24 protein-coding genes are annotated in these 25,689 nt (G+C 70.8%); 22 read left to right on the forward strand and 2 right to left on the reverse strand.

All coding sequences use genetic code 11. The features are described from left to right. Positions 1-175 precede the first annotated feature (175 nt). The 9 genes from NRY95_01160 (at position 176) to NRY95_01200 (ending at position 10,687) form a co-directional block, all read left to right on the forward strand. Entirely contained in the window at positions 176-1,582 is a 1,407-nt protein-coding gene (locus NRY95_01160) for a DcaP family trimeric outer membrane transporter (GenBank protein ID UYC16624.1), read from the forward strand. Positions 1,583-1,714: 132 nt separating this feature from the next. Beyond that, entirely contained in the window at positions 1,715-3,373 is a 1,659-nt protein-coding gene (locus tag NRY95_01165; GenBank protein ID UYC16625.1) for an MHS family MFS transporter, read from the forward strand. Positions 3,374-3,523: 150 nt separating this feature from the next. Continuing rightward, complete coding sequence (yjjG, locus tag NRY95_01170; GenBank protein UYC16626.1) at positions 3,524-4,207, forward strand: pyrimidine 5'-nucleotidase; 684 nt, start codon at positions 3,524-3,526, stop codon at positions 4,205-4,207. A gap of 502 nt (positions 4,208-4,709) precedes the next feature. After that, entirely contained in the window at positions 4,710-6,146 is a 1,437-nt protein-coding gene (locus tag NRY95_01175; GenBank protein UYC16627.1) for a coniferyl aldehyde dehydrogenase, read from the forward strand. A gap of 383 nt (positions 6,147-6,529) precedes the next feature. Further along, positions 6,530-7,543, forward strand: a complete 1,014-nt coding sequence (locus tag NRY95_01180; GenBank protein UYC18459.1) for a glycerophosphodiester phosphodiesterase family protein — start codon at positions 6,530-6,532, stop codon at positions 7,541-7,543. Positions 7,544-7,639: 96 nt separating this feature from the next. Further along, positions 7,640-8,509 carry a peptidyl-prolyl cis-trans isomerase gene (locus NRY95_01185; GenBank protein UYC16628.1) on the forward strand — a complete coding sequence of 290 codons (870 nt, stop codon included), beginning with the start codon at positions 7,640-7,642 and terminating at the stop codon, positions 8,507-8,509. 58 nt (positions 8,510-8,567) lie between these two features. After that, positions 8,568-9,392: a hypothetical protein gene (locus NRY95_01190; protein ID UYC16629.1), complete on the forward strand. Its 825-nt coding sequence runs from the start codon at positions 8,568-8,570 to the stop codon at positions 9,390-9,392. Positions 9,393-9,479: 87 nt separating this feature from the next. Further along, positions 9,480-10,259: an exodeoxyribonuclease III gene (gene xth / locus NRY95_01195; protein ID UYC16630.1), complete on the forward strand. Its 780-nt coding sequence runs from the start codon at positions 9,480-9,482 to the stop codon at positions 10,257-10,259. After that, positions 10,256-10,687 carry a GFA family protein gene (locus tag NRY95_01200; protein ID UYC16631.1) on the forward strand — a complete coding sequence of 144 codons (432 nt, stop codon included), beginning with the start codon at positions 10,256-10,258 and terminating at the stop codon, positions 10,685-10,687. Before xth ends, NRY95_01200 begins: the two co-directional genes overlap by 4 nt. Positions 10,688-10,753: 66 nt before the next feature. Here the strand turns inward: NRY95_01200 and NRY95_01205 are convergent, their stop codons facing one another. Next, positions 10,754-11,005 carry a GlsB/YeaQ/YmgE family stress response membrane protein gene (locus NRY95_01205; GenBank protein UYC16632.1) on the reverse strand — a complete coding sequence of 84 codons (252 nt, stop codon included), beginning with the start codon at positions 11,003-11,005 and terminating at the stop codon, positions 10,754-10,756. Between the two features lie 129 nt (positions 11,006-11,134). Between NRY95_01205 and NRY95_01210 the strand changes: the two genes are divergently transcribed. Beyond that, a complete protein-coding gene (locus NRY95_01210; protein ID UYC16633.1) occupies positions 11,135-11,758 on the forward strand; it encodes a 4'-phosphopantetheinyl transferase superfamily protein in 624 nt (207 codons plus the stop codon). A gap of 61 nt (positions 11,759-11,819) precedes the next feature. Here the strand turns inward: NRY95_01210 and NRY95_01215 are convergent, their stop codons facing one another. After that, entirely contained in the window at positions 11,820-13,430 is a 1,611-nt protein-coding gene (locus tag NRY95_01215; GenBank protein UYC16634.1) for an alkaline phosphatase D family protein, read from the reverse strand. 99 nt (positions 13,431-13,529) lie between these two features. On the opposite strand from NRY95_01215, the gene rsmG reads away from it, so the two are divergent. The 12 genes from rsmG to NRY95_01275 all read left to right on the forward strand — a co-directional run bounded on the left by rsmG (position 13,530) and on the right by NRY95_01275 (position 25,644). Beyond that, the gene (rsmG, locus tag NRY95_01220) at positions 13,530-14,171 is read left to right on the forward strand and encodes a 16S rRNA (guanine(527)-N(7))-methyltransferase RsmG (protein ID UYC16635.1); all 642 of its coding nucleotides are present in this window, start codon (positions 13,530-13,532) and stop codon (positions 14,169-14,171) included. 97 nt (positions 14,172-14,268) lie between these two features. Further along, positions 14,269-15,069 carry an AAA family ATPase gene (locus NRY95_01225; GenBank protein ID UYC16636.1) on the forward strand — a complete coding sequence of 267 codons (801 nt, stop codon included), beginning with the start codon at positions 14,269-14,271 and terminating at the stop codon, positions 15,067-15,069. After that, positions 15,066-15,989, forward strand: a complete 924-nt coding sequence (locus NRY95_01230) for a ParB/RepB/Spo0J family partition protein (protein UYC16637.1) — start codon at positions 15,066-15,068, stop codon at positions 15,987-15,989. Before NRY95_01225 ends, NRY95_01230 begins: the two co-directional genes overlap by 4 nt. 122 nt (positions 15,990-16,111) lie before the next feature. Next, positions 16,112-16,846 (forward strand): suppressor of fused domain protein, encoded by a 735-nt coding sequence (locus tag NRY95_01235; GenBank protein ID UYC16638.1) that lies wholly within the window; start codon positions 16,112-16,114, stop codon positions 16,844-16,846. A 40-nt stretch (positions 16,847-16,886) separates the two neighbouring features. Beyond that, entirely contained in the window at positions 16,887-17,852 is a 966-nt protein-coding gene (locus NRY95_01240; protein UYC16639.1) for an NAD-dependent epimerase/dehydratase family protein, read from the forward strand. Between the two features lie 109 nt (positions 17,853-17,961). Further along, on the forward strand, positions 17,962-18,684 hold the full coding sequence (locus tag NRY95_01245; GenBank protein ID UYC16640.1) for a glycosyltransferase family 2 protein: 723 nt from the start codon (positions 17,962-17,964) through the stop codon (positions 18,682-18,684). 1 nt (position 18,685) lies between these two features. After that, the gene (locus tag NRY95_01250; protein UYC16641.1) at positions 18,686-19,027 is read left to right on the forward strand and encodes a lipid-A-disaccharide synthase N-terminal domain-containing protein; all 342 of its coding nucleotides are present in this window, start codon (positions 18,686-18,688) and stop codon (positions 19,025-19,027) included. Between the two features lie 198 nt (positions 19,028-19,225). Next, complete coding sequence (locus NRY95_01255; GenBank protein UYC16642.1) at positions 19,226-19,741, forward strand: transposase; 516 nt, start codon at positions 19,226-19,228, stop codon at positions 19,739-19,741. Between the two features lie 430 nt (positions 19,742-20,171). Beyond that, positions 20,172-22,001, forward strand: coding sequence for a DUF885 family protein (locus NRY95_01260; protein UYC16643.1), 1,830 nt, complete (start codon positions 20,172-20,174; stop codon positions 21,999-22,001). Between the two features lie 274 nt (positions 22,002-22,275). Beyond that, positions 22,276-22,650, forward strand: coding sequence for a hypothetical protein (locus tag NRY95_01265; GenBank protein UYC16644.1), 375 nt, complete (start codon positions 22,276-22,278; stop codon positions 22,648-22,650). Between the two features lie 55 nt (positions 22,651-22,705). Continuing rightward, positions 22,706-23,977: a TolC family protein gene (locus NRY95_01270; protein UYC16645.1), complete on the forward strand. Its 1,272-nt coding sequence runs from the start codon at positions 22,706-22,708 to the stop codon at positions 23,975-23,977. A gap of 398 nt (positions 23,978-24,375) precedes the next feature. Further along, positions 24,376-25,644, forward strand: a complete 1,269-nt coding sequence (locus tag NRY95_01275) for an efflux RND transporter periplasmic adaptor subunit (protein UYC16646.1) — start codon at positions 24,376-24,378, stop codon at positions 25,642-25,644. Positions 25,645-25,689: the final 45 nt, after the last annotated feature.

Here is a 25,689-nt window from a genome sequence, read left to right on the forward strand (position 1 = left end):
GCGTCATGGCGCAGTTTGCCGCATCCACCGTTAAGCGCGCACGCGCCGGGCTTAGACGATGGTCGTAAACGCGTCCCCGTTCGACTAATGGCCAATAGGCGCGACCGGCCGCGGCGCGCACTGTGCACCCAGCCGTGCCTGCGCGCGGCGGACATCCATTATTCGGGAGGGAGTAATGAGCAACCACATCGCATCCTTGGCGAGGCGCCCGTTGGCCGCCGCGCTGTTCGTCGCGCTGATCGCCCCGGGCGCGGCCTTCGCCCAGAGCGGCAAGACCCCGTCGGCGCGCGAACAGGCGCTGGAAGCCCGCGTGGCCGAGCTGGAGCGGCAGGTGCAGCTGCTGCTGTCCTCGCAGCAACAGCAGCAGGGCCAGATCGCGCAGACCCAGACCGAGGTGGCCGCCGTGAAGTCGAGCCAGGCCGCGCCACCGGCGCTGCCGGCCGGCAAGGCGCCGATCCAGGTGACCACGATCACCCCCGGCGCCGCGCCCGGCACCACGTTCAAGGTCGGCGGCTTCATCAAGGCCGATTTCCTGGCCACCCGCACCGGCGACGGCCAGCTCGCCGACGACGCCACCGGCCGCGCGCTGTACCTGCCCGGGCAGACCCCGGTCGGCGGCGGCAAGTCCGGCACCGACTACAACGCGCACGCCAAGTTCTCGCGCATCAACTTCGGCGTGGACAGCGTCACCGACGCCGGCAACAAGGCCGGCGCCTTGGTGGAACTGGACTTCTTCGGCAACGCGCTGGGCAACCAGACCGCCACCAACACCTACGGCGCCACCCTGCGCCACGCCTACATGTACTGGAACCACTGGCTGGCCGGCCAGACCTGGTCCAACTTCATGGACCCGGCGGCGCTGCCGGAAGCGGCCGACTTCATCGGCCCCACCGACGGCGTGATCTTCGTGCGCCAGGCGCAGCTGCGCTACACCAACGGCGGCTTCAGCATCGCCCTGGAGAACCCGGAAACCACCGTGTACAACCGCAGCGCGAGCGGCGTGATCACCAGCGCCAGCTCCGACCGCGGCGCGCTGCCGGACCTGACCGTGCGCTACGGCTGGAAGGGCGACTGGGGCAGCTTCGGCATCGGCGGCCTGCTCGGCCAGCTGAAGGTGGACAACCGCGCCACCGGCGCCGACGCCAGCAAGGCCGCCGGCGGCCTGACCCTGGGCGGCAAGTGGGTGGCCAGCGACAGCGACAGCCTGTTCTACCAGCTCAGCGGCGGCGAGGGCATCGGCCGCTACATCGGCCTGGGCATCGCCCAGGACGCGGTCTACGACGCGGCCGACCGCGACCTGGACACGGTCGGCGTGGTCGCCGGCTACATCGGCTGGCGCCACGCGTTCTCGCCGAAATTGCGCACCAACCTGATCTACGCGCGCAGCGACTACGACAACGACACCGCGCTGACCGGGCTGGGCGTGACCAGGAACGTGCAGAGCATCCGCGGCAACATCTTCTACACGCCGATGCCCAAGGTCGATGTCGGCGCCGAGCTGATGGTCGGCAAGCGCGAGATCGAAAGCGGCGCCAAGGGCGACATCACCCGCCTGCAGTTCACCACCAAGTACAGCTTCTGAGGCTGCGCCGGCGCGGCGCCCGGGAGGGCGCGCCGCGTCGGCGCGGACTCGCCATGCATCCGCGATGGATCGCGCCACCCGACCATCCTGACCGCCACCGCCACACCACCCGCTTCGGAGGGGAAGCTTCCTATGTCCAGCACCGCCATCAACCCGTCGGGTCAGCCGCTGACCCAAGGTCACAAGAAGGTGATCTTCGCCTCCAGCCTGGGCACCGTCTTCGAGTGGTACGACTTCTATCTGTACGGCTCGCTCGCCGCGATCATCGCCAAGCAGTTCTTCAGCGGGGTCAACGAGACCACCGGCTTCATCTTCGCGCTGCTGGCCTTCGCCGCCGGTTTCGCGGTACGCCCGTTCGGCGCCGCGTTCTTCGGCAGCCTGGGCGATCGCATCGGCCGCAAGTACACCTTCCTGGTCACCATCGTGCTGATGGGCCTGTCCACCTTCATCGTCGGCATCCTGCCCAACTACGCCAGCATCGGCATGGCCGCGCCGATCATCCTGATCGTGTTGCGGCTGGTGCAGGGCCTGGCGTTGGGCGGCGAGTACGGCGGCGCGGCGACCTACGTGGCCGAGCACGCGCCGCCGGGCAAGCGCGGCCTGTACACCAGTTTCATCCAGACCACCGCCACGCTGGGCCTGTTCCTGTCGCTGCTGGTGATCCTGGGCACGCGCATGACCCTGGGCACCGAAGTGTTCGAAGACTGGGGCTGGCGCATTCCGTTCATGGTCTCGATCGTGCTGCTCGGCGTGTCGGTGTGGATCCGCCTGCAGCTGAGCGAGTCGCCGCTGTTCCAGCAGATGAAGTCCGAGGGCAAGGGCTCCAAGCAGCCGTTCCGCGACAGTCTCAAGGACGGCAACTTCCGCCTGATGCTGCTGGTGCTGCTCGGCGCTACCGCCGGCCAGGCCGTGGTCTGGTACGGCGGCCAGTTCTACTCGCTGTTCTTCCTGACCCAGACGCTGAAGGTCGACGGCACCACCGCCAACCTGCTGATCGCCGCGGCGCTGGCGCTGGCCACGCCGTTCTTCGTGATCTTCGGCTGGCTGTCGGACAAGATCGGGCGCAAGAAGATCATCCTGGCCGGCTGCCTGTTGGCGGCGATCACCTATTTCCCGATCTTCAAGGGCCTGACCCACTTCGCCAACCCGGCGGTCGAGGAAGCCCGGCAGAGCGCGCCGGCCGCGGTGGTCGCCGATCCGGCGACCTGCAGCTTCCAGTTCGATCCGATCGGCAAGGCCAAGTTCACCAACTCCTGCGATGTCGCCGCCGCGGCACTGGCCAAGGCCGGCGTGCCTTACGAGATCAAGCCGGCGGCGGCGGGCTCGCTGGCGCAGGTCAGCATCGGCGGCACCCAGGTGCCCGCGTACGAGGCCGCCGGGCTGGGCAAGGACGAGGCCAAGGCCAAGTCCGATGCGTTCGGCAAGCAGCTGAAGGGCGCGCTGACTGCCGCCGGCTATCCGGAGAAGGCCGACCCGGCGCGCATCAACAAGCCGATGACGCTGCTGCTGCTGTGGCTCCTGGTGATCTACGTGACCATGGTCTACGGCCCGATCGCCGCTTACCTGGTCGAGCTGTTCCCGACCCGGATCCGCTACACCTCGATGTCGCTGCCTTACCACATCGGCAACGGTTGGTTCGGCGGCTTCCTGCCGACCATCTCCTTCGCCCTGGTCGCGGCGACCGGCAACATGTACTACGGCCTGTGGTACCCGATCGGCATCGCCTTGATGACGGTCGTCGTCGGCCTGTTCTTCCTGCGCGAGACCAAGGACGTGGACATCACCAAGTAAGGGCTGGTCCCTTGCGCCGGGTGCTCCCGGCACTGCGACGCCGGCCTTGTGCCGGCGTCGTCGTGTGCGGCGCGCGTCGCCTGGCGCGCACAGCCGCACGAGCCCGGCCAGCGCTTACCATGCGCGCTTGTCTCTACCCGGGGCCGCCGCATGCAGTACCGCTGGATCCTGTTCGACGCCGACGACACCCTGTTCCGCTTCGATGCCTATGCCGGCCTGCAGCGCATGTTCGCCGGCTACGGCGTGGCCTTCGCCGAGCAGGATTACGCCGACTACAACGCGTTGAATCGTCCGTTGTGGGTGGAGTACCAGAACGGCGCGATCACCGCGCTGCAGCTGCAGCAGCGCCGCTTCGCCGGCTGGGCGCAGCGCCTGCAGACCGCGCCGGACATCTTGAACGCTGCGTTCCTGGCGGCGATGGCGGAACTGTGCGAACCGCTGGACGGCGCGGTGGCGCTGCTCGACGCGCTGCGCGGGCGCGCGCGGCTGGGCCTGATCACCAATGGCTTCACCGCCCTGCAGCAGGCGCGGCTGCAGCGCACCGGCCTGCACGACCGCTTCGAGGTCGTCGCCATCTCCGAGCAGGTCGGCCACGCCAAGCCGCATCCACGCATCTTCGATCACGCGCTGGCGCAACTGGGCGATCCACCGCGCGCGCAGGTGCTGATGGTCGGCGACAACCCGCACGCCGACATCGCCGGCGGCCTGGCCGCCGGCCTGCATACCTGCTGGTTCAACGCGCATGGCCTGCCCGCGCCGGACGGCATCGTGCCGCACTACGAAGTGGCGACGCTGGCGCAGTTGCAGGACTTGCTGCTGGAAGAGACGGCGTAGCCACGCGGCGACCTGAAGGCTGTCGCGTCGGGGCTGAAATCCCTCGCGCAAAGAGCAGCGTTGCTGATCGCCAGTCGGTGGGAGCGGTGCCAGCGGGGGGGCTTGGCCATTCGTTGCGACCATCGCGTCATGTGGAGCGCTGGCCGCGATGGGCGAGATCGCGGCCGCGTGCGGTGATCCAGCTGCCGCCGCGTCTCGGCTGCAGCCCCTTGCGCAGGGACAGCGCATCGATCGGCCCGTTGTGGGAGCGACTTCAGGGCACCTCTAATAACCCCAAAAACTCGACTAAAACGTTCGCAAGTCATTGATGCGCATAGTGCGAAATTTTTAGAATCGAGGTTATTAGAGGTGCCCTTCAGTCGCGACGCGGCAACCCCTCGGGCGCCTGCGCCAAACGATCTCCGGCTGGCTTGCCGCGATGGCCGCGACCATGCCCGGCCCACGTCGCCGCGTGTCCTGCAGTGCCCGCATCAGGCCATGTGCCGCATCGTATAGTGCGCGCATGTCCATTTCCGACCCGACCTCCCGCGCCACCGACACGCCGCTCGCCGACCTGCCGGTCGCCCTGCAGCGGCTGCGCGCGGCCTGGCAGGCGGCCAAGCCCGACCAGGCGCAACGCCGCGACGACCTGCAGCGGCTGCGCGCGGCACTGAAGCGGCGCCTGCCGGAGATGGCCGATGCCATCGCCGCCGATTTCGGCCATCGCTCGCGCCACGAATCGCTGCTCGCCGACGGCATGACCGTGCTCGGCGAAATCGATCACCTGCTGCGCCACCTCAAGCGCTGGATGCGGCCGCAGCGCGTCGGCGCCGGCTGGCGGCTGTGGCCGGCGCGCGCCGAAGTGCGGCCGGTGCCGGTCGGCGTGGTCGGGGTGATCGCGCCATGGAACTACCCGGTCAACCTGGCGCTGATCCCGCTGGCCACCGCCATCGCCGCCGGCAACCACGTCTACCTGAAGCCGTCCGAGCACACCCCGCGCACCGCGCAGTTCCTGCAGTCGCTGCTGGCCGACGTGTTCCCGCCGCAACGGGTGGCGGTGGCGCTGGGCGCGGCCGAGGTGGCCGGCGCCTTCGCCGCGCTGCCGCTGGACCACCTGGTGTTCACCGGCTCCACCGCGGTCGGGCGCAAGGTGATGGCGGCCGCGGCGCCGAACCTGACCCCGCTGACCCTGGAACTGGGCGGCAAGTCGCCGGCCATCGTCTGCGCCGACTACCCGCTCGCGCAGGCCGCCGCGCGCCTGGCCACCGGCAAGTGGTTCAACGCCGGGCAGACCTGCATCGCGCCGGACTACGTGCTGATCGATGCCGGCCGCAGCGCGGCGCTGGTGCAGGCGCTGCGCGCGCAGGTGCTGGCGCGCTACGGCGACTTCGCGCGGGCCGACGACTACACCCGCATCGTCAACGAGCGCCAGTACCGGCGCCTGCGCGGTTACCTGGACGACGCGCGCGCGCGCGGCCTGGAAGTGATCGAACTGGCCAGCGTCGAGCCCGAGCGCGCCGAGCGCGAACGCCTGATCGTGCCGACCGTGGTGCTGCAGCCCGGCGACGACGCGCTGCTGATGCAGGACGAGATCTTCGGCCCGATCCTGCCCGTGCGCAGCTACCGCACGCTGGACGAGGCGATCGCGCTGGTCAACGGCCGCGACCGGCCGTTGGCGCTGTATCCCTTCAGCCACGACCGCGCGCAGGTGGAGGCGATCCTGCACGCCACCGTCGCCGGCGGCGTCACCGTCAACGACAGCCTGCTGCATTTCGCCGCCAACGCGCTGCCGTTCGGCGGCATCGGCGCCAGCGGCATGGGCGCCTACCACGGCCGTGCCGGCTTCGACGCCTTCAGCAAGGCGCTGCCGATCCTGTGGCAGTCGCGCCGGGCCGCCAGCGACTGGCTCAAGCCGCCGTACGCGAAGATCGCGCGCCTGATCGCCCTGTTGCTGCGCTGATCGCGCAGGCGCCCTTGGGGCGGGCACGCGCGCCGCCGGCGACGCAATGCCGTCACGGTGCGCGCCAGGCCCGGCAGGCGCCTGCGGCGGGGTGGTGTCGCGGAAATAATTAATTCATAGTTAGTAATTAAACTGCAGGCCCGACGCCACCGCCGATCACGGTCGGCTTCGGCCTTTGCGCGGCCCATCGCCGCGTTCGGAACGGCACCCAGCGAGCCCGCCGCAGCGTCGACCTGCCGGCAATCGGCCCGTGCGTTGCCATTTTTTTCCTTTTTTGAATTGGGATAGAGACAATGAAAACCAAGCTCGCTCTTCATCCGCTGGCCCGCGCCTGCCGCGTGCTGGCAGTCCTCACCACCCTGGCGGCGTTGCCGCAGCTGGCATTGGCTTCCTGTTACGAGGACGCCGCCACCAAGATGAGCCACATCCTGTTCAAGGACGGCACCGGCAAGAGCGTGGTGCTGGCGCATCGCGGCCTGTGGGGCAGGTATTCGGGCATCGGCGACCTGCCGGAGAATTCGCGCGGCGCATTGCAGGCTGCCAACGACCAATGCATGGATGGCGTCGAACTGGACGTCAAGATGACCAGCGACGGCGTGCCGGTGGTCCTGCACGACTACAACCTGGGTCGCACCACCAACGTGTGGACCGCGTTCCGCGGCGGCACCAAGTACAACCCGGCCAACAACATCGGTACCAATCCGGCGGTGAGCACGGTGCCGTGGTCCACGGTCGCGAAGCTGCTCCTGCTCACCCCCGACCGCCGCACCACCACCGGCTACCACGTGCCGCGCGTGGACGACTTGTTCGCCTACTACAAGGCGCACCGCCTGAGGACACCGATGGTGTTCGACATCAAGGACGCCGCCGCGGTACGCGCAGTGCGAAACGCCGCCGCCGGCGCGTTCCTGATCGCCGAAGGCAACTACGTCGCAGCCAAGGTCAATGCGACGCTGTATCCGACCCGGGCGGCCTTCCGTGCCGATGGCGTTGGCATCGTCGCCATCCCGGTGTTCACCACCAACATGCTGACCAAGATCAACGTTGCCGACTCGATCCGGGCCTGGAGCGGAGAACGCAAGTCGATGGAGGTCAATGTCAAGCAGCTTGGCGGCCTGCTGCAGCGCGACGCCGACGGCTTGCGCGAGAGCGGGGCCCGCGTCGGCGTGTTCCAGGCGATCCCCGACGGTCCCGGCGGCGGGCTGTTCTACAGAAACACCGGCGCCTGCTGCTATCGCCTGTCGGACCTGTATTTCGCCTATGCCGGCGGCCGCGACACCGCCGACAACCGTGGCGACCTCAACTACATCGTCAACCAGCAGGCCTTCGACCTGATCACCACCGACGATCCGAAGACGGCGATCGCCTACCTGCGCGCGCGGCGCAAGCACGACTGAGCCATTGCGTTCGCGCGGCCGGCCCTGACGGGCCGGCCGTTTCCGCCGCCGGCGCGCCTCCCGCGCCGTCCGCGCCCCCATTTCCAGGAATCGAATATGTCCCTGTCCTTCGCCAAGCATGGCGCCGCCGTCGCCTGCCTGCTGGCGGCCTGCCATATCGCCGCCGTGTCCGCCGCCGATCGCACCGGTGCCGATCCGGTGGTGCTGCGTGTGGGCGCCTTGCAGTTCACCGCCAGCCAATACCGCGCCCTGGCCGGCAACGACGCGGCAGCCGCCGCCGGCAGCGACGACCCCGCCGCGCTGCGCGAATTCGCCGACCGCGTGATCCTGCTCGAGCAGGCCCGCCAGCACCGTCTCGAACGCGATCCGGTGGTTGCCGCGCGCCTGCGCCAGGCCAAGGACGCGATCCTGGTCGAAGCGGCGATGGCCGCGCTGGCCAGCAACGCACGCATCGACGAGGCGCAGGTGCAACAGCAGTTCAAGGCCCACCCCGGCGACTACGACGAATACCACCTCAGCCACATCTTCGTGGCCTTGCATCCGCAGGCCGACGCGCGCCGCGACCACGACCTGTCCGAGGCGCAGGCGCTGCAGCGCGCGCAAGCGCTCAAGCGGCAACTGGACGCCGGCGCCGATTTCGCGGCGCTGGCGCTGCGCGAATCGGACGACGGCGCCACCGCCGCGGACGGCGGGCAGCTTTCGGCCACGTTCGGCCGCTACCTGGCCGATCCGTTCGTCGCACCGGTACAGCAGTTGGCGCTGAATCAGGTCTCCGCACCGGTACGCGGCGCCGACGGCTACCACCTGATCCGCCTGGACGCCAAGACCCAGGCCCGCTTCGACGCGGTGCGCGGGCAGATCGAAGTGCAGCTGCGCGAACAGGCCGCCGCGCAGGCGCTGCAGCAGTTGCGCCAGACCCATCCGCTGCGCTTCGACCACGCGGCGTATGCCGCCGCAGCGCACTGAGCGCGGCCGGCGCACGATGCCAGGGGCTGGCTCGCCGCCGAGCGCCGCGCGCGCGCGCTTGTGCGTTGCCACCGTGGCGGCGGCGTGCGTGGTGCTGGCCATTGCGCTGTTGCGGCCGCCGGCGCCGGCAACGCGCGCCGGTTCCCCGGCGCCTCACGCCGTCGCCGCGGTGACGCGCGCGCCGCCGCAGACGCCGCCCGCCGTGGTCGCGGCAACCGCCAGGCAGCCGCCTTCGGCCTGGACCGCGGGCGTGGACGCGCAGCGCATGTACGCCATCGCCATGCAGTACGAGGCGTGTCTGCAGCGCGCGCAGGCGCCGCTGCCCAGCGCGGTGCTGCCGCTCGGGATCGACGAGATGGACCGCGCGGCGGCGGCCGCGCAACGCGCCGCCGAGCGCCAGCGCGGCGACGCCTGTGCCGGCATCGGCCGTGCGCAGTACGCGCAGATCGACACGATCCTGCGCAGCGCCGCCGCGCAGGGCGACGCGGATGCGCAGCGCACGCTGCTGGCGCGCGACATGCGCAGCCTGCTGGAGCGCACCAGCGCCGGCCAGCGCCCCGGCGAACCGATCGCGCTGTCGGCGGCAGACCAGCGCGCGGCCGAGGCTGTCGTCGCCGGTCTGGAAACGCTGGCGTTGCGCGGCGACCGGCCGTCGATCGAGGCGCTGGCGCAAGTGCTGCAGTCGCCGCTGCCGGCCGTCGCCGACCCGGTCTACGCGGCGGCCTGGCGGCTGGCCGCGCGGCAGGCGCCGGGGCAGCCGTTTCCGCCGCCGGAGCGGCTGGCCGGCCGCGAGGAACTGCTCGACGGGCTGGATCCCACGCAGCAGCAGCAGGTGCTGGCACTGGCCCCGGACCTGTACGCGCAATGCTGTGCGCGGCGCTGAGCGGACCATGTCGCGGCCGGACCGGGTTGGCCGTCACCGCGGGCAGCGGTCAGAATACCGGCCGGCCGCCCCGTCACGGAATTCGCCTTGAAGATCGCCTCCTGGAACGTCAATTCGCTCAACGTGCGCCTGCCGCACCTGCAACAGTGGCTGGCGGCGTTCGCGCCGGACGTGGTCGGCATCCAGGAAACCAAGCTGGAGGACCACAAGTTCCCGGATGCGGCGCTGGCCGCGGCCGGCTACCGCAGCGTGTTCGCCGGGCAGAAGACCTACAACGGCGTGGCGATCCTGTCGCGCATGCCGCTCAGCGACGTGCAGATCGGTGTGCCCGGGCTGGACGATGCGCAGCAGCGGGTCATCGCCGCCACCATCGGCGACCTGCGCATCGTCAACCTGTACGTGGTCAACGGCCAGGACGTGGGCACCGACAAGTACGCCTACAAGCTGCGCTGGCTCGAGGCGGTGCACGACTGGCTCGCCGCCGAACTGCAGCGCCACCCGCGCATGCTGGTGCTGGGCGATTTCAACATCGCCCCGGACGCGCGCGACGTGCACGATCCGCTGGTGTGGAGCGACAACCACATCCTCACCTCCACCGCCGAGCGCGGCGCGCTGCACAGGCTGCAGGCGCTGGGCCTGCACGACGGCTTCCGCCTGCACCACGACGACGGCGGCATCTTCAGCTGGTGGGACTACCGCCAGGCCGGCTTCCGCCGCGACCTCGGCCTGCGCATCGACCTGACCCTGGTCTCCGACGCGCTGAAGGCACAGACGCGCGCGGCCGGCATCGACCGCGAACCGCGGACCTGGGACCGCCCCAGCGACCACGCGCCGGCCTGGATCGAACTGGAGGAGGGCGGCGCGTGAACGAACGTCATCCGCGCCGCTGGATCGACAAGGTCGGCGACACCGCGATCGCGCCGCTGCACCGGCTCAGCTGCCACTGCGGCGCGGTGCAGATCGACCTGGAACTGCCGCACGGCATCGTCGAGCCGCGCCGCTGCAACTGTTCGCTGTGCCGCCGCCGCGGCGCGATCGTCGCCTCGGTGCCGCTGGCCGCACTGCACGTGCGCGAGGGGGCCGACGCGTTGCGCCTGTACCGCTTCAACACCCATACCGCGCAACATTATTTTTGCGGCGTGTGCGGGATCTACACGCATCACCAGCGCCGCTCCGATCCCAGCGAATACGGCTACAACGTCGGCTGCCTGGACGGCGTGGATCCGTATGCGCTGGCCATCGCGGTGCCGGTCAGCGACGGCGTGCAGCATCCCGCCGACCGCGCCGCCCGGTGAGCGGCGCCGCAAAAGCAAACGCCCGGCGGACCGGGCGTTTGCACAGACCTGCGGAGGCGTTTGCGCCTAGCGCGCGCGGCCGCGGGTGAACAGGTTGACGATGGCCAGCAGGATTACCGCGCCGATCAACGAGTACAGGAACGTCCACAGCGTGATCGCCTGGTTGATGCCGCCGCCGAACAGCCAGCCGGCGATCAACGCGCCGACGATGCCGACGACGATATTCAGGATGATGCCCTGCTGTGCGTCACGGCGCATGATGATGCTGGCCAGCCAGCCCACGATGCCGCCGACGATCAACCAGATGATGATGCCCATGGGTAAGACTCCTCGGTTCTGCCCGCACCGGGAGCGGTGTGGCGTGCGCCATTTAAGGAGCGCTGCCGTGAAGCGCCCGTGTACCCAGGCATGGCTGGCGCAGCGGCCATTGTGCGTTGTGGACGCTGCGTGAGCGGACCTGCCGAAGCGCCGTTGCGCCCGGATCCCCCCGATTGGCGGTTCGGCCCGGTGGCGCTGTGGTTGCGCACGCATCCGCCGCGCACGCCCGGCGAGGCGCAGGCGCGGCGGCTGCTGTCCGTCGAACTGGCCACGCCGGAGGCGCAACTGCCGCTGCGCCGCGACGAACGCGGCCGGCCGTGGCTGCATGCGCCGTTGGCGCACGTGGGTGCCGGCTGGAGCCACAGCGGCGACTATCTGCTGGTGGCGATCGGCGCGCATGTGCGGCTGGGCGTGGACATCGAACACCAGCGCGCGCGGCCGCGGTTGCTGGAGCTGGCGCAGCGGTTCTTCCATCCCGAGGAGGTTGCGGCGTTGCATGCGCTGGCCGAGCCGGCGCGCGAAGCACTGTTCTTTCGTCTGTGGTGCGCCAAGGAGGCGCTGCTCAAGGCGCACGGCCACGGCTTGTCGTTCGGGTTGCACCGGCTGCGCTTCGCCGAAGACGCCTCCGGCGTGCTGCAGCTGGCCTGGTGCGACCCGGCGCTGGGCGTGGCCGCGCGCTGGCAGGTGCACGAATGGATACCGGCGCCGGGCTATCGCGCCGCGCTGGCGTGGTATCCGCTGGAGCCGGCGTAGCGCTGGCAGGCCCTTGGCCAGAGCGCGTTCTGTGGGTCGCGCCGATTGCCGCTGCCGCCGCTCACGCCTCCACCGCACCCGCGCGGCCGTCCTCGACCACGAAGCGCTTCAGCGTGGACACCGTGGCCAGGCGCTCGCGGCGTTCGGAAATGGCCTGCAGCCGGGTTTCCATCCGCGCCTGGCTCAGCGATACCGACACGTAGCCGCGCTGGCGGCTCTCGAAGTAGCGCACGTGCGGGTTGCGCGGCAGCATCTGCGCGATCGCCTCGTAAGGCGGGCCGTTGGAGGTCACCGAGGTGCCGACGAATTCGGTGGCCAGGGTCCGCGACTGCGGATCGGCGGCATCGGCCTTCAGGTCGGTGACCCAGTACGAATGGATGTCGCCGCCCCAGAACACCGGGTTGCGCAGCTTGCTGTCGGCGATCGCGCGCAGCATGCGCTCGCGCGTGGCCGGATAGCCGTCCCAGCCGTCGGTCCAGTGGCCGAGGTGGCCGTCCCTGGGGTCGCGCTGCAGCATCGGCGCGACCAGCAGGTCCTGCGCGATCACGTTCCAGCGCGCATCCGAGCGGGCGAAGCCGGCGTGCAGCCAGCGTTCCTGCGCCGCGCCGAGCATGCTGCGCGCGGGGTCGTCGATGTCGGTGCAGCCGGGCGCGGCGATATGCCCGCCGCGCCAGCCGTTGGGCAGGATGCACGGCTGCTCGTTGCGGTACTGGCGGCCATCGAGCACGAAGAAGCGGGCCAGCGCGCCGTACTGCAACGCGCGGTACAGGCGCATGTCGGCGCCGTGCGGGCGGTTGCGCGCGCGCAGCGGGAAGTGCTCGTACATCGCCTGGTAGGCGGCCGCGCGGCGGCGCAGGAACTGTGCGGTGGGGATCTTCGGATCCTGCGACCAGCGGTTGGCGTAGTCGTTCTGCACCTCGTGGTCGTCCCAGGTCGCCACGCAGGCGGCCGCGGCGTGCAGCGCCTGCAGGTCCGGGTCGGTGCGGTACAGCGCATAGCGGTTGCGGTAGCCGGCCAGGTCCAGGCACTCGCCGCTGCCGTGCGCGCGCACGATCTGCGCGGCGGCCTCGCCCTTGCTGCTGTATTCGTAGATGTAGTCGCCCAGGAAGAACACCAGGTCCGGCTGCTCGGCGGCCAGGTGCCGGTAGGCGCTGAAATAGCCCTGTTCCCAGTGCGAGCAGGAGACGAAGCCGAAGCGCGCCTCGGCCAGGCTGCCCGCTGCCGGGGCGGTGCGGGCGCAGCCCAGCGGACTCTGCGCGCCCAGCGCTTCGAACCGGTACCAGTACGGCCGGCCCGGCTGCAGTCCGCTCACCTCCACGTGCACCGCGTGGCCCCAGCGCGGATGCGCCGTCGCCACGCCGCGCTGCACCACCTGCGCCATGCCCGGGTCGGTGGCCACGCTCCAGCGCACCGGCACCGGCTCGCGCAGGCCGCCCAGGCCGTCGGCCGCCAGCGGCTGCGGCGCGAGCCGGGTCCACAACACCATGCCGTCGGCCAGCGGATCGCCGGCGGCCACGCCCAGGGTGAACGGATCGTCGAACCCGCGCGCCCGCGCGAACGGGCTCAGCAGCGGCGTGGCGGCCAGCAGGCCGAGCCCGGCCAGGACCCGGCGCCGGCCATGATCGGGTGGCGCGCCGGTGCTGGCCGCTGGGGTTTTCTGGAGATCCGACATGCCGCTGCACCACGCCTGCAATGAACCGCTGCGCAGCATAGGCCGCAATGATGTCGGCTACATGGCGGTGACGGTGGCGGCACCTGCGATAATCGGGTGATGAACGACGCTTCCCTTCCCGACTCCGTCCGCGCCGCGCTCGACCAGGGCCTGCGCGCGCAAGGCCTGGACGCCACCGCGCTGGCGCCGCCGCTGCTGGCCTACCTGGCGCTGCTGGCGCGCTGGAACCGCACCTACAACCTCACCGCGGTCCGCGACCCGCACGAGATGGTGACCCGCCACCTGCTCGATTCGCTGGCGATGCAGCCGTTCGTGGAAGCCGGCAGGCTGGCCGACCTGGGCACCGGCCCAGGGCTGCCCGGGATCCCGCTGGCGATTGCCCGGCCGCAGCTGCAGGTGACCCTGGTCGAGAGCAACGGCAAGAAGGCGCGGTTCCTGCGCGAGGCGGTGCGCCAGCTGCGCCTGGACAACGCGCGCGTGGCCGAATCGCGCGCCGAGGCCGTGGACGAACCCGGTGCCTACGATGTCCTGACCGCGCGCGCGCTGGACACGCTGGCCGGCATCGTCGCCGTCGGCGGCCACCTGCTGCGCCCGGGCGGGCGGCTGCTGGCGATGAAGGGGGTGCGCCCGGACGAGGAGATCGCCGCGCTGCCGCCGGGCTGGGTGGCGCAGGCGGTGCACCCGCTGCAGGTGCCGGGGCTGGGCGCGGACCGCCATCTGGTGGTGGTCGGGCGCGGCTGAGCCGCCGGGCGGGGCCGGCGCGCCGACGCCGATTTCCGCCCCGGGGGGGTGTGCCCGCATAATGCCCGGTCCCACCCATCGCCGACGAGGCTCCCGCATGGCCCGCATCATCGCCATCGCCAACCAGAAAGGCGGCGTCGGCAAGACCACCACGGCGGTCAACCTGGCGGCGGCGCTCGCGCGCCAGCCGCAGCGCGTGCTGCTGGTGGACCTGGATTCGCAGGGCAACGCGACGATGGGCAGCGGCATCGACAAGCGCGAGCTGGCCGCCTCCACCTGCGACGTGCTGCTGGGCGAAAGCAGCGCCGCGCAGATCCGGGTGACCGCGCCGGAAGGCTTCGACCTGCTGCCCGGCAACATCGACCTGACCGCCGCCGAGATCCAGCTGATGGACCAGCCGGCGCGCGAGCAGCGGCTGAAGACCGCGCTGGCGCCGCTGCGCGCCGAGTACGACTTCATCCTGATCGACTGCCCGCCGGCGCTGTCGCTGCTGACCCTGAACGCGCTGACCGCGGCCGACTCGATCATCGTGCCGATGCAGTGCGAGTACTACGCGCTGGAAGGGCTGACCGCGTTGCTGGAGACCATCGAGGCGCTGCGCGCCAACCTCAATCCGACGCTGGAGATCGAAGGCGTGCTGCGCACCATGTTCGACGTGCGCAACAACCTGGCCAACGCGGTGTCGGCGGAGCTGACCAACCATTTCGGCGACAAGGTGTTCCGCACCATCGTGCCGCGCAACGTGCGCCTGGCCGAGGCGCCCAGCCATGGCCAGAGCATCGTCGGCTACGACCGCACCTCGCGCGGCGGCGTCGCCTACCTGGGCCTGGCCGGCGAGATCGTGCGCCGAAACAACGAACGCAAGAGGGCCGCACCGGCCATGGAGACCGTCCGATGACCGCCAAGCCCCCCGCCCTCGGCGCGAAGAAGCGCGGCCTGGGCCGCGGCCTGGAAGCGCTGCTGGGACCGAAGGGCGGCGCGGCCGCGCCGGCGCCCAACGACGCAGCGCAGCCCGGCGAGAGCCTGCGCCAGTTGCCGGTCGGGCAGCTGCAGCCGGGCAAGTACCAGCCGCGCCAGGAAATGGACGAGGGCAAGCTGCAGGAGCTGGCCGAGTCGATCAAGGCGCAGGGCGTGATCCAGCCGATCGTCGCCCGCGAGCTGGCGCCGGGTAGGTTCGAGATCGTCGCCGGCGAACGCCGCTGGCGCGCCTCGCAGCTGGCCGGGCTGAGCGAAGTGCCGGTGGTGGTGCGCGAGCTCGACGACCGCACCGTCATCGCCATGGCACTGATCGAGAACATCCAGCGCGAGGATCTCAACCCGCTGGAGGAAGCGCAGGCGCTGCAGCGGCTGATCGACGAATTCGCGCTGACCCACGCCGAGGCCGCCGAAGCGGTGGGCCGCTCGCGCGCCTCGGTGTCCAACCTGCTGCGCCTGCTGGAGCTGCCGCCGGCGATCCGCGCGCTGCTCGAGGCCGGGCGCCTGGAAATGGGCCATGCGCGCGCGCTGCTGACGCTGTCGCCGGACCTGGCCAGCCGCCTGGCCTCCGATGCCGCCGACCAGGGCTGGTCGGTGCGCGAGGTCGAGCACCGCGCGCAGCAGTTCGCGGCCGGCAAGGTGCCCAGCAACCGCAAGGCCAAGCCCGGCCGCGTCGCCCCGCAGGCCGATATCGCCTCGCTGGAGACCGAGCTGTCCGAGTCGCTCGGCACCAAGGTGTCCATCGCCCATGGCCGCGGCGGCAAGGGCAAGCTGGTGATCCACTACACCGACCTGGACACGCTCGACGGCGTGCTCGAGAAGCTGCGCCCGCGCCAGGGCTGAGGCCGTGCCGGTGGCACGCGCAGGCGGCCACCGTGGGCAAGGCGCGGCGAAGCACGCCGGTCGCGATAATCGGCACCGTTGCCTCGCGGCGCGACGGCGTTCACTCAACAAGGAGCCAGTGCATGAACGGCGAACACGACGACCACGACGACATCAGCCCGGGCGGCAGCCCGATCCTGCGCCACACGCAGGAGAAGCCCTTCGCGCCGGCGCGCGGCGAGGACAGCATCGAGCAGATCAGCGCGCACATCGAACGGCACCTGGGGCCGATCTCCAATGTCCTGCACGAAATCATTTCCGACACCGTGCATCTGGACGTGCACGTGGTGCCGGCCACCGAGGACACCCCGTACCTGCGGCTGGTGACCTCGGGCATGAGCGATCTGCCGATGACCCTGCCCGACGGCGTGGACGCGCCGCGCTTCATGGAACTGATGCTGACCCTGCCGCCGGACTGGCCGCTCACCCAGGCGGACTTCGAGGACGAGCGCAACTACTGGCCGGTGCGCCTGCTCAAGAGCCTGGCGCGGTTGCCGCACAAATACGACACCTGGCTGGGCTACGGCCACACCGTGCCCAATGGCGACCCGGCCGAGCCGTATGCGCCGGGCGTGGGCTTCGACGGGGTGATCGTGCTGGCCCCGGTGAGCACCCCGGAAGCCTTCGAGGAGCTGGTCGTCGACGCCGACAAGACCATCGCCTTCATGACCCTGGTGCCGCTGTATCCGGAAGAGATGGCGCTCAAGCTGAAGAAGGGCACCGAGGCCCTGCTGGATCGGTTCGACGCCAAGGGCGTTCAGGACGTGATCGATCCGGGGCGTCCCAACGTGGCCAGGAAGCGCTTCGGCCTGTTCTGAACGCCGCGCCGCGTTCCCCGGATTTCCCAGGACTCTTGCCATGACCATTCTCGTGACCGGCGCGGCCGGCTTCGTCGGCGCCTACACCTGCCGCGCGCTGGCCGCGCGCGGCGAGACCGTGGTGGGGCTGGACAACTACAACGACTACTACGATCCCCAGCTCAAGCGCGACCGCGTCGCGGCGCTGTGCCCGCAGGTCGATCTCCGCCGGCTCGACCTCGCCGACCGCGACGGCCTGACCGCGCTGTTCGACGAGATCCGGCCCGAGCGCGTGGTGCACCTGGCGGCGCAGGCCGGCGTGCGCTATTCGCTGCAGAACCCGTATGCCTACGTCGACAGCAACCTGGTCGGCTTCGTCAACGTGCTGGAACTGTGCCGCCACCGCGGCGTGCAGCACCTGGCCTACGCGTCGAGCAGTTCGGTGTACGGCGATTCGGCGACGCCGCCGTTCTCCGAGGACCAGCGCATCGACCAGCCGCGCTCGCTGTACGCGGCGACCAAGGCGGCCAACGAACTGATGGCCTACACCTACGCGCAGCTGTACGGCCTGCGCGCGACCGGGCTGCGCTTCTTCACCGTGTACGGCCCGTGGGGGCGGCCGGACATGGCGCCGCTGCTGTTCAGCCGCGCGGTGCTGGCCGGGCGCCCGATCGAGGTGTTCAACCACGGGCGCATGCGCCGCGACTTCACCTTCGTCGCCGACATCGTCGCCGGCGTGCTCGGCGCGCTCGACCACCCGTCCACCGACCCGGTGCCGCACCGGGTGTTCAACCTGGGCAACCACACCCCGGTGGAGCTGGAGCGCTTCATCGGCGTGATCGAGGCCGCCGCCGGCCGGCCTGCCGAGAAGGTGTACAAGCCGATGCAGCCAGGCGACATGGTCGAGACGATGGCCGATACTGCTCGCGCGCATGCCGCCTTCGGCTTCGATCCGGCCACGCCGATCGAGGTCGGGCTGCCGCAGGTGGTCGCGTGGTGCCGCGCGTACTTCGGCGCGGCGGCCTGAGGCTTCAGCCCCGGGTCACCGGCCTGGGGCACAATGCGCGGTCTTTTTTGCGTCGCCGCCGCCGTTTCCCGCGTCTCCCCCTTGCGTTGCCGTCGAGCCCAGTCGAGCCATGAGCCAGCCTTCCCTTTCCGTCGTCGTCCCGGTGTTCAACGAGCACGACAACGTGCCGCCGCTGGTGGCCGAGATCGTCGCCGCGCTGCGCGGCGTGACCGATTTCGAGATCGTCTATGTCGACGACCATTCGCGCGACGACACCCTGGCGGTGCTGGAAGGGCTGAAGGCGAGCACTCCGGAACTGCGGGTGTTGCACCACGTCACCCAGAGCGGGCAGAGCACCGCGGTGCGCAACGGGGTCAAGGCCGCGCGCGGCGCGTGGATCGCCACCCTCGACGGCGACGGCCAGAACGACCCGGCCGACATCCCCAAGCTGCTCGCCGCGCGCGCCGCCGCCGACCCGCTGGTCAAGCTGTTCGCCGGCTGGCGCGTGTCGCGGCAGGACTCGGGCAGCAAGCGCTGGGCGTCGAAGTGGGCCAATGCGATCCGCGCGCGCATGCTGCGCGACGACACCCCGGACACCGGCTGCGGCATCAAGCTGTTCGAGCGCGCGGCGTTCCTGGACCTGCCGTATTTCGACCACATGCACCGCTACCTGCCGGCGCTGATGCAGCGCGCCGGCTGGCGCACCGTGAGCGTGCCGGTGAACCACCGCCACCGCACCTCCGGCGTGTCCAAGTACAACAACCTCAACCGCGCCCTGGTCGGCATCCGCGACCTGCGCGGCGTGGCCTGGCTGATCGCGCGCAGCCGCCGCACCATGGTGCAGGAACGCTGAGATGGAAACGCACTTCCTCAACGAACCGATCCAGGCGCTGTACTGGACCGGGTTGCACGTCACCGGCTGGAAGCTGATCGGCTACATCGGCGCGCTGATGTTCGGCGGCCGCTGGCTGGTGCAGTTCGTGGCCTCCAAGCGCGCCGGCAAGCCGGTGATCCCGCGCCTGTTCTGGTACATGAGCGTGGTCGGCAGCCTGATGACGCTGAGCTACTTCCTGTTCTCGGCCAAGCAGGACTCGGTCGGCGTGCTGCAGAACCTGTTTCCCGCCTTCACCGCCTTCTACAGCCTGTACCTGGACATCAAGCACCGCGGCTGGCACCGCGACCGCGCGTCGCATTGAGGCGACGGCGATCGCTATCGAGGGCAGTCTGAAGCCGAGGCGAGGCTGAAGCTCCCGGCATGGCGCCTCTTGTGGGAGGGACTTCAGTCCCGACGCCTTGCGGGCTCGGCCATCGCGCTCGGTGCATTTTCCGACAGCGCCTCGGGTCGATCCCCGATGGCGCCGCCATGTCCCAGCGACGACGCTGGCGGCATGCACATGCAAGCTCCCCGCGGCTCTCGCGCGTTGCGCGCAGGGCGCTGCACCGAATCGGGCCGCCTCTACCTGGTGACGGCGGTAACCTGCGAACGCCAGCGCCTGTTCGAGGACTGGCGCTGCGCCTGGGCTGCGGCCGCCTGTCTTGCCGATCCCGCCACTTGGAACTGCGCACGGTTGCTGTGCTGGGTATTGATGCCCGATCACTGGCACGGATTGCTCCTGCTCGATGGGGCGAGCCCACTGTCGGCCGTCATGCAGAACGCCAAGGGCAGGGCGGCCAGGGCGGTGAATCTGGCCCGGGGCCGCGGCGGGTCGGTGTGGATGCCGGGCTTTCACGACCATGCGCTGCGCCACGAGCGAGACATCCTGCCCAGTGCGCGCTACATCGTCGCCAATCCGTTGCGTGCGGGCCTGGTGGACCGGCTTGGCGGATATCCATATTGGGATGCGGTCTGGCTGGAGGCGGCGAAGGAGTGTCTGCCGCGACGCCATGATCCGGATGAGGCACACAGATGAATTGCGGGAATTTGGATGGCGTCCGGCCGTCGGTTCCGACGTCCAGCGAGGCGGCGATGTTGTCCTGCTCCGTTCGTCGCGACTGAAGGGCACCTCTGATAACCCCAAAAACTCGACCAAAGCACTCGCAAGTCATTGATGCGCATAGCGCGGAATTTTTGCAATCGAGGTTATTAGAGGTGCCCTGAAGTCGCTCCCACAGTGACTCGCCGGCAGCGGGAGTGCGCTGTGGCAGAAACTTCAGCCCCAATGCCAGCGGCAGCTGCCGGCCAGAGCTGTTTCGGCCCGATTGGTTGCGGCGAAGCGCAGCGCGTCGCCGCTTTCAGCGTCGTCGTCTCCGGCCAGCCGCGTGCCAGGACTTCCGGCCCACCCCCCACCGCGCCCGGAGTGCGATCATCGGGATCCTGTTCCCATCTGCCCGTTGCCGCCCATGCCGATCGCCAAGACCCCGCTGGCCGCTTCCCTGTTGCTCGCGCTCGCACTCGCCACGCCGGCGCTGGCTGCAGCGCCGGCCGTCCCGCCGGCGGCGGCGTCCGCCTCCGCTGCCGATGCCCGCTTCCAGGCCATCTACGAAAAGGAGTGGAAGTGGCGGCAGGCGCAGGTCGGGCAGGCCGACGAGGACAGCGACAGCAGCGGCGACAACCAGCAGCTGCCCGATGTCGACGCGGCGGCGCAGGCGGCGCGGCTGAAGGTGTGGGACGACGTGCTGCGCCAGCTCGATGCGCTCGATCCGGCGCAGCTGTCGGCCGACAACCGGGTCAACCTGGCGGTGTACCGCCCGCAGATCGAGAACCTCGCCGCCGCGGTGCGCCTGCGCGCCTACGAGATGCCGTTCAACTCCGACAGCTCGTTCTGGTCGGACCTGGGCTTCATGGCGCGGCGCACGCTGCGCACGCCGGCCGAGTACCGCGCCTACATCGCGCGGCTAAACGACGTGCCGCGCTACTTCGCGCAGCAGACCGACAACATGCGCGCCGGGCTCAAGCGCGGCTTCAGCGTACCGCGCGCGGTGCTGGAGGGGCGCGACGGTTCGATCGCCGGCGTCGCCGAGCTCAAGGATCCCACCGCCGCGGCGCTGTACGCGCCGTTCAAGCAACTGCCGGCGCAGATCCCGGCCGCCGAGCAGCAGGCGCTGCGCGAGCAGGCGCAGGCGGCGATCCGCGACAAGGTGATCCCGGCGTACGCGCAGCTGCTGCGCTTCTATCGCGAAGAGTACGTGCCGCAGGCGCGCACCACGCTCGCCGCCGAGGCGCTGCCCGACGGCAAGGCCTACTACCAGCAGCAGATCCGCGAATACACCACGCTGGAGATGCGCCCGGAGCAGATCCACCAGCTGGGCCTGCAGGAAGTGGCGCGGATCCAGAAGGAGATGGATGCGATCATCCGGCAGGTCGGCTTCAAGCCGCCGGCCGGGCAGCAGACCTTTCCGGCGTTCCTGCAGTTCCTGCGCACCGACCCGCAGTTCTACGTCAAGACGCCGCAGGAACTGCTCGATCGCGCGGCGTGGATCGCCAAGCGCGTGGATGGCGAAGTCGGCAAGTTCATCGGCACGCTGCCGCGCGGACGCTTCACCATCGTGCCGGTGCCGCCGGAGATCGCGCCGTTCTGGACCGCCGGCCGTGGCGGCGTCGGCACCTATTGGCTCAACACCTACAACCTGCCGTCGCGCCCGCTGTACAACCTGCCGGCGCTGACCCTGCACGAATCCTCGCCGGGCCACTCGCTGCAGGGCGCGCTGGCCGAAGAGCAGGGTGCGCAGCCGGCGTTCCGCCGCGAGAACTACATCTCCGCCTACGGTGAGGGCTGGGCGCTGTACACCGAGAAGCTGGGCAAGGAGATGGGCATCTACGAAACCCCGTACGAGGACTTCGGCCGGCTCAGCTACGAAATGTGGCGCGCCTGCCGGCTGGTGATCGACACCGGCGTGCACCACAAGGGCTGGACCCGCGAGCAGGCGCTGGCCTACCTGCGCGAGCACACCGCGCTCAGCGAGCACGAGGTCACCACCGAGGTCGACCGCTACATCTCCTGGCCGGGGCAGGCGCTGAGCTACAAGCTCGGCGAGATCGCCATCCTCAAGCTGCGCGCCGAGGCCGAGCAGGCGCTGGGCGCGGACTTCGACATCAAGGCCTTCCACGACGCGGTGCTGAAGCAGGGCTCGGTGCCGCTGCCGGTCTTGCAGCAGCAGGTGCGCGCGTTCATCGCCGAGAGCAAGCAGCAGGCCGCCACCCGCAAGTCCGCCGCGGCCAAGCCCGAATAGCCGCCGGCGCGCTCCCTTCTCCCCTCGGGAGAAGGTGGCGCGCAGCGCCGGATGAGGGTACGACCGCTCGCGCAGCGTGGGGTGCAAGAACCCGCGCCGGATGAGGGTACGACTGCCAGGCATCGGACGAGGGCAAGCCCGTCAGCAGCGCATCAAGGCACGACCTTCAGCCCGGATGAAGATCCTGCCGCCAGCGTCAGATGAAAGACCCTCGCCGTCGCGATCCGCGCCGCCTGCGATTGTGTAACCCCACCGGCATCGCTAGGCTGGCGCCATGTCCATCCGCCGTGCCCGCCTGCTCCACCCCTTGCTGCGCCTGATGGCGCTGGCGATGCTGGCGCTGGGCGTGCTGGTGGCGCCGGTGGCCTGCGCGCTGGGCGATGTGCATGCCTTGGCGCACGACCAGGCGCACGTGGACGAAGAAGCGCCACACCGCGGTGATGGCGATGGCGCCGGAGAACGCGATGGCGCCGGCCTGCTGCACGCGCTGATGCACAGCGGCTACTGCCACGGGCAGAGCCCGGCGTTGCTGTCGTCGCTGATCTGGCAGGGCTTGCCGTTGGCCGCGCAGCCGCGCCCGGTCGCGGGACACCAGCACTACCGCTCGCACCTGCTGGACACCCCGCTGCGGCCTCCGATCGCGGCTTGATGCACCGCCGGCGCCTGCCGGCCCGTCCATCGATCCCCGACTCCGGAGACATCCCATGTGGTTGCGACTGGCGGCTGTTGCCGCCTTCGCGGTCGCGCCCTGCGCGTGGGCGCAGGCCGTGCCGCCCGATGCTGTGCTCACCCTGGACGACGCCTTCGCCCGCGTCGCCCGGACCCATCCCGACCTGCGCCTGGCCGACGGCCAGCGCCGCGTGCTCGCCGCCGAGGCCGAGCGCGAGGCGCTGCGTCCGCCGCTGCGCCTGGGCGCCGAACTGGAGAATGCCTTCGGTAGCGGCCCCGCACGCGGCCTGGACCAGGCCGAACTGACCGTCAGCCTGGCCGGCATGCTCGAACGCGGCGGCAAGCTCGACGCGCGTCGCACGCTGGCGCAGGCGCGCATCGACGCGCTGGCGCCGCAGCGCGAACTGGCGCGGCTGGACCTGCTCGCCGAGGTCGCGCGCCGCTACCTGGCGATCGCCGCTGCCGCGCAGCGCCAGACCATCGCCGCCGCCGACCTGGCGCAGCGCCAGCGCACGGTGGCCGCGGCGCGGCAGCGGCTGCAGGCCGGCGCCTCGCCCGAATCGGTGCTGCTGACCGCGCAGGCGCTGCAGGCGCGTGCGGAACTGGAGCGCGACCGCGCGCAGCAGGAGCACGCCGCCGCGCGCCGCCATCTGGCGGTGCTGTGGGGCGAACGCGATCCCGGCTTCGCGCAGGTGACCGGCGATCCCCTGGCGTTGCCGGCAGTGCCGGACTTCGACCTGCTGGCCGCGCTGCTCGATGCCACCCCGGAGCTGGCCCGCTTCGGCGGGCAGGCGCGCGTGCGCGAGGCGCGACTACGGCTGGCGCGCAGCCAGGCGCGGCCGGACCTGGACTGGCAGTTCGGCGTGCGCCGGCTGCAGGACGGCGACGCCACCGCGCTGCTGGCCGGGATCTCGCTGCCGTTGGGCAGCGCGGCGCGCGCGCAGCCGGAGATCCGCGCCGCCGAGGCCGAGCGCGACCTGCTCGGCGTGGAGCGCGAAACCCAGGCGCTGGCGCTGTACTCCACGCTCGCCGACGCGCACGGCCGCTACCGCGCCGCGCAACTGGAAGTGGCGCGCATGCACGACGACGTGCTGCCGAAACTGGCGCGCGCCGAGGCCGCCGCCGAGCGCGCCTATCGCGGCGGTGCGATCAGCTATCTGGAATGGGCGCAGCTGCAGGCCCAGCACGGCGATGCGCGGCGGCAGCAGCTGGCCGCGGCGATCGAGGCGCAGACCGCGCTGATCGAGATCCAGCGCCTGACCGGGCAGCCATTCGTGCTCGCGCCCGCGGCGCAGGTGGCGCGATGAGCCGTCCGCTGCTGTTGCGCATCCGTCGTGCGCCGGCGTGCGCCGCCGTCGCACCGTCGCCCGGACATCCACCGTCGCCGCACGCACGGCAGATGATCGGCGGCGCCGCCGGTGTTTGCTGCCACCGCTTGCCGACCGGCGCGACCGTGCTTGGGGAATCGGCGTTACTGCACCGGTCGCTGCGCCTGCGTCACGCGCAGCATGCGCTGCTGCCGCGATGCGTGGCGCCGGGCAATTCCATGCGCGGTGCAGGCACGGAGGTTGCCGCGACCGAGTGCAGCGATCCGCCGCTGGCATTGCCGCCGTGCGCGCCGCGCACTGTTTCGCGCGCCATGACCCGCGATCCCCTTCTTCCGACGCCTGGCGCCTGTCGCCGGCGTCTCTCAGGACTGCCTACGATGAAATTCGACTCTGCCGCGCTGCTCGCGCCGCTGCTGCTTGCGCTGCTGCTCGGCGCTTGCTCCAGCGGCGACGACGCCAGCCACGACGACACCGACGCGCATGGCGCCGCCGGCCAAGCCCATGCCGAGGAAGCGCGCAAGGGCGCGCATGGCGGCCGCCTGCTCGAACAGGACGGCGTCGCGGTCGAACTGGCGATCGCCGAGGACGGCACGCCGCCGACCTACCGGGCCTGGCTGTACCGCGACGGCAAGCCGTTGCCGCCTGGCGCCGGCAGCGTCGAGGTGCAACTCAAGCGCCTGGGTGGCGTCGCCGAGACCTACCGCCTGCGCGCGCGCGACGACGGCAGCCTGCTGGCCGACAGCGTGGTGCGCGAGCCGCATTCGTTCGACGTCGAGGTGCGCGCCACGGTGCAGGGCAAGGCGCTGCGCTGGACCTATCCCAGCTACGAAGGCCGCACCGGGATCGCGGCGAAGATCGCTGCCGATGCGGGCATCCGCGTGGCCCCGGTCGGCCCCGGCAGCATCGCCGACGAGCACGAGGTGCAGGGTCTGCTGACCCCGGCCGAAGGCGCCCAGGCGCAGGCCACCGCGCGCTTCCCCGGCCCGGTGCGCAGCCTGCGCGCCAATGTCGGCGACCGCGTGCGCGCCGGGCAGGCGCTGGCCACGGTGGAAAGCAACCTGAGCCTGACCACCTACACGATCAGCGCGCCGATCGCCGGCACGGTGCTGGCGCGCAACGCCAGCGTCGGCAGCAGCGCCGCCGAGGGCCAGGCGCTGTTCGAGATCGCCGACCTGTCCACGCTGTGGGTGGACCTGCACATCTTCGGCGCCGATGCTGGCCACATCGCCGCCGGCGCGCCGGTGACGGTGACCCGGATCAGCGACGGCGCGGTCGCGCAGACCACGCTGGAACGCGTGTTGCCGGGGACCGCCACGGCCAGCCAGAGCACGGTGGCGCGGGCGGTGCTGCGCAACGCAGATGGCTTGTGGCGGCCGGGCTCGGCGGTGAAGGCGCGGGTCACGGTGGCGCAGCAGCCGGCGGACCTGGTGGTGCCGGTGACCGCCTTGCAGACCTTCCGCGACTGGGACGTGGCGTTCGTGCGCGTCGGCGAGACCTACGAGGCGCGGCCGCTGCGGCTCGGCGCGCGCGATGCGCACCAGGTGCAGGTGCTGTCCGGACTGCAGGCCGGCGACGAGGTGGTGGTGGAGCAGAGCTACCTGGTCAAGGCGGACATCGACAAGTCGGGGGCGGCGCATGAGCATTGATCGCTTGTCCTGTTTTTCGATGGCTTCTTTTTCCACGTCGTACGT

This window comes from Xanthomonas campestris pv. phormiicola (assembly GCA_025666215.1).
GTDB lineage: Bacteria > Pseudomonadota > Gammaproteobacteria > Xanthomonadales > Xanthomonadaceae > Xanthomonas_A > Xanthomonas_A campestris_A.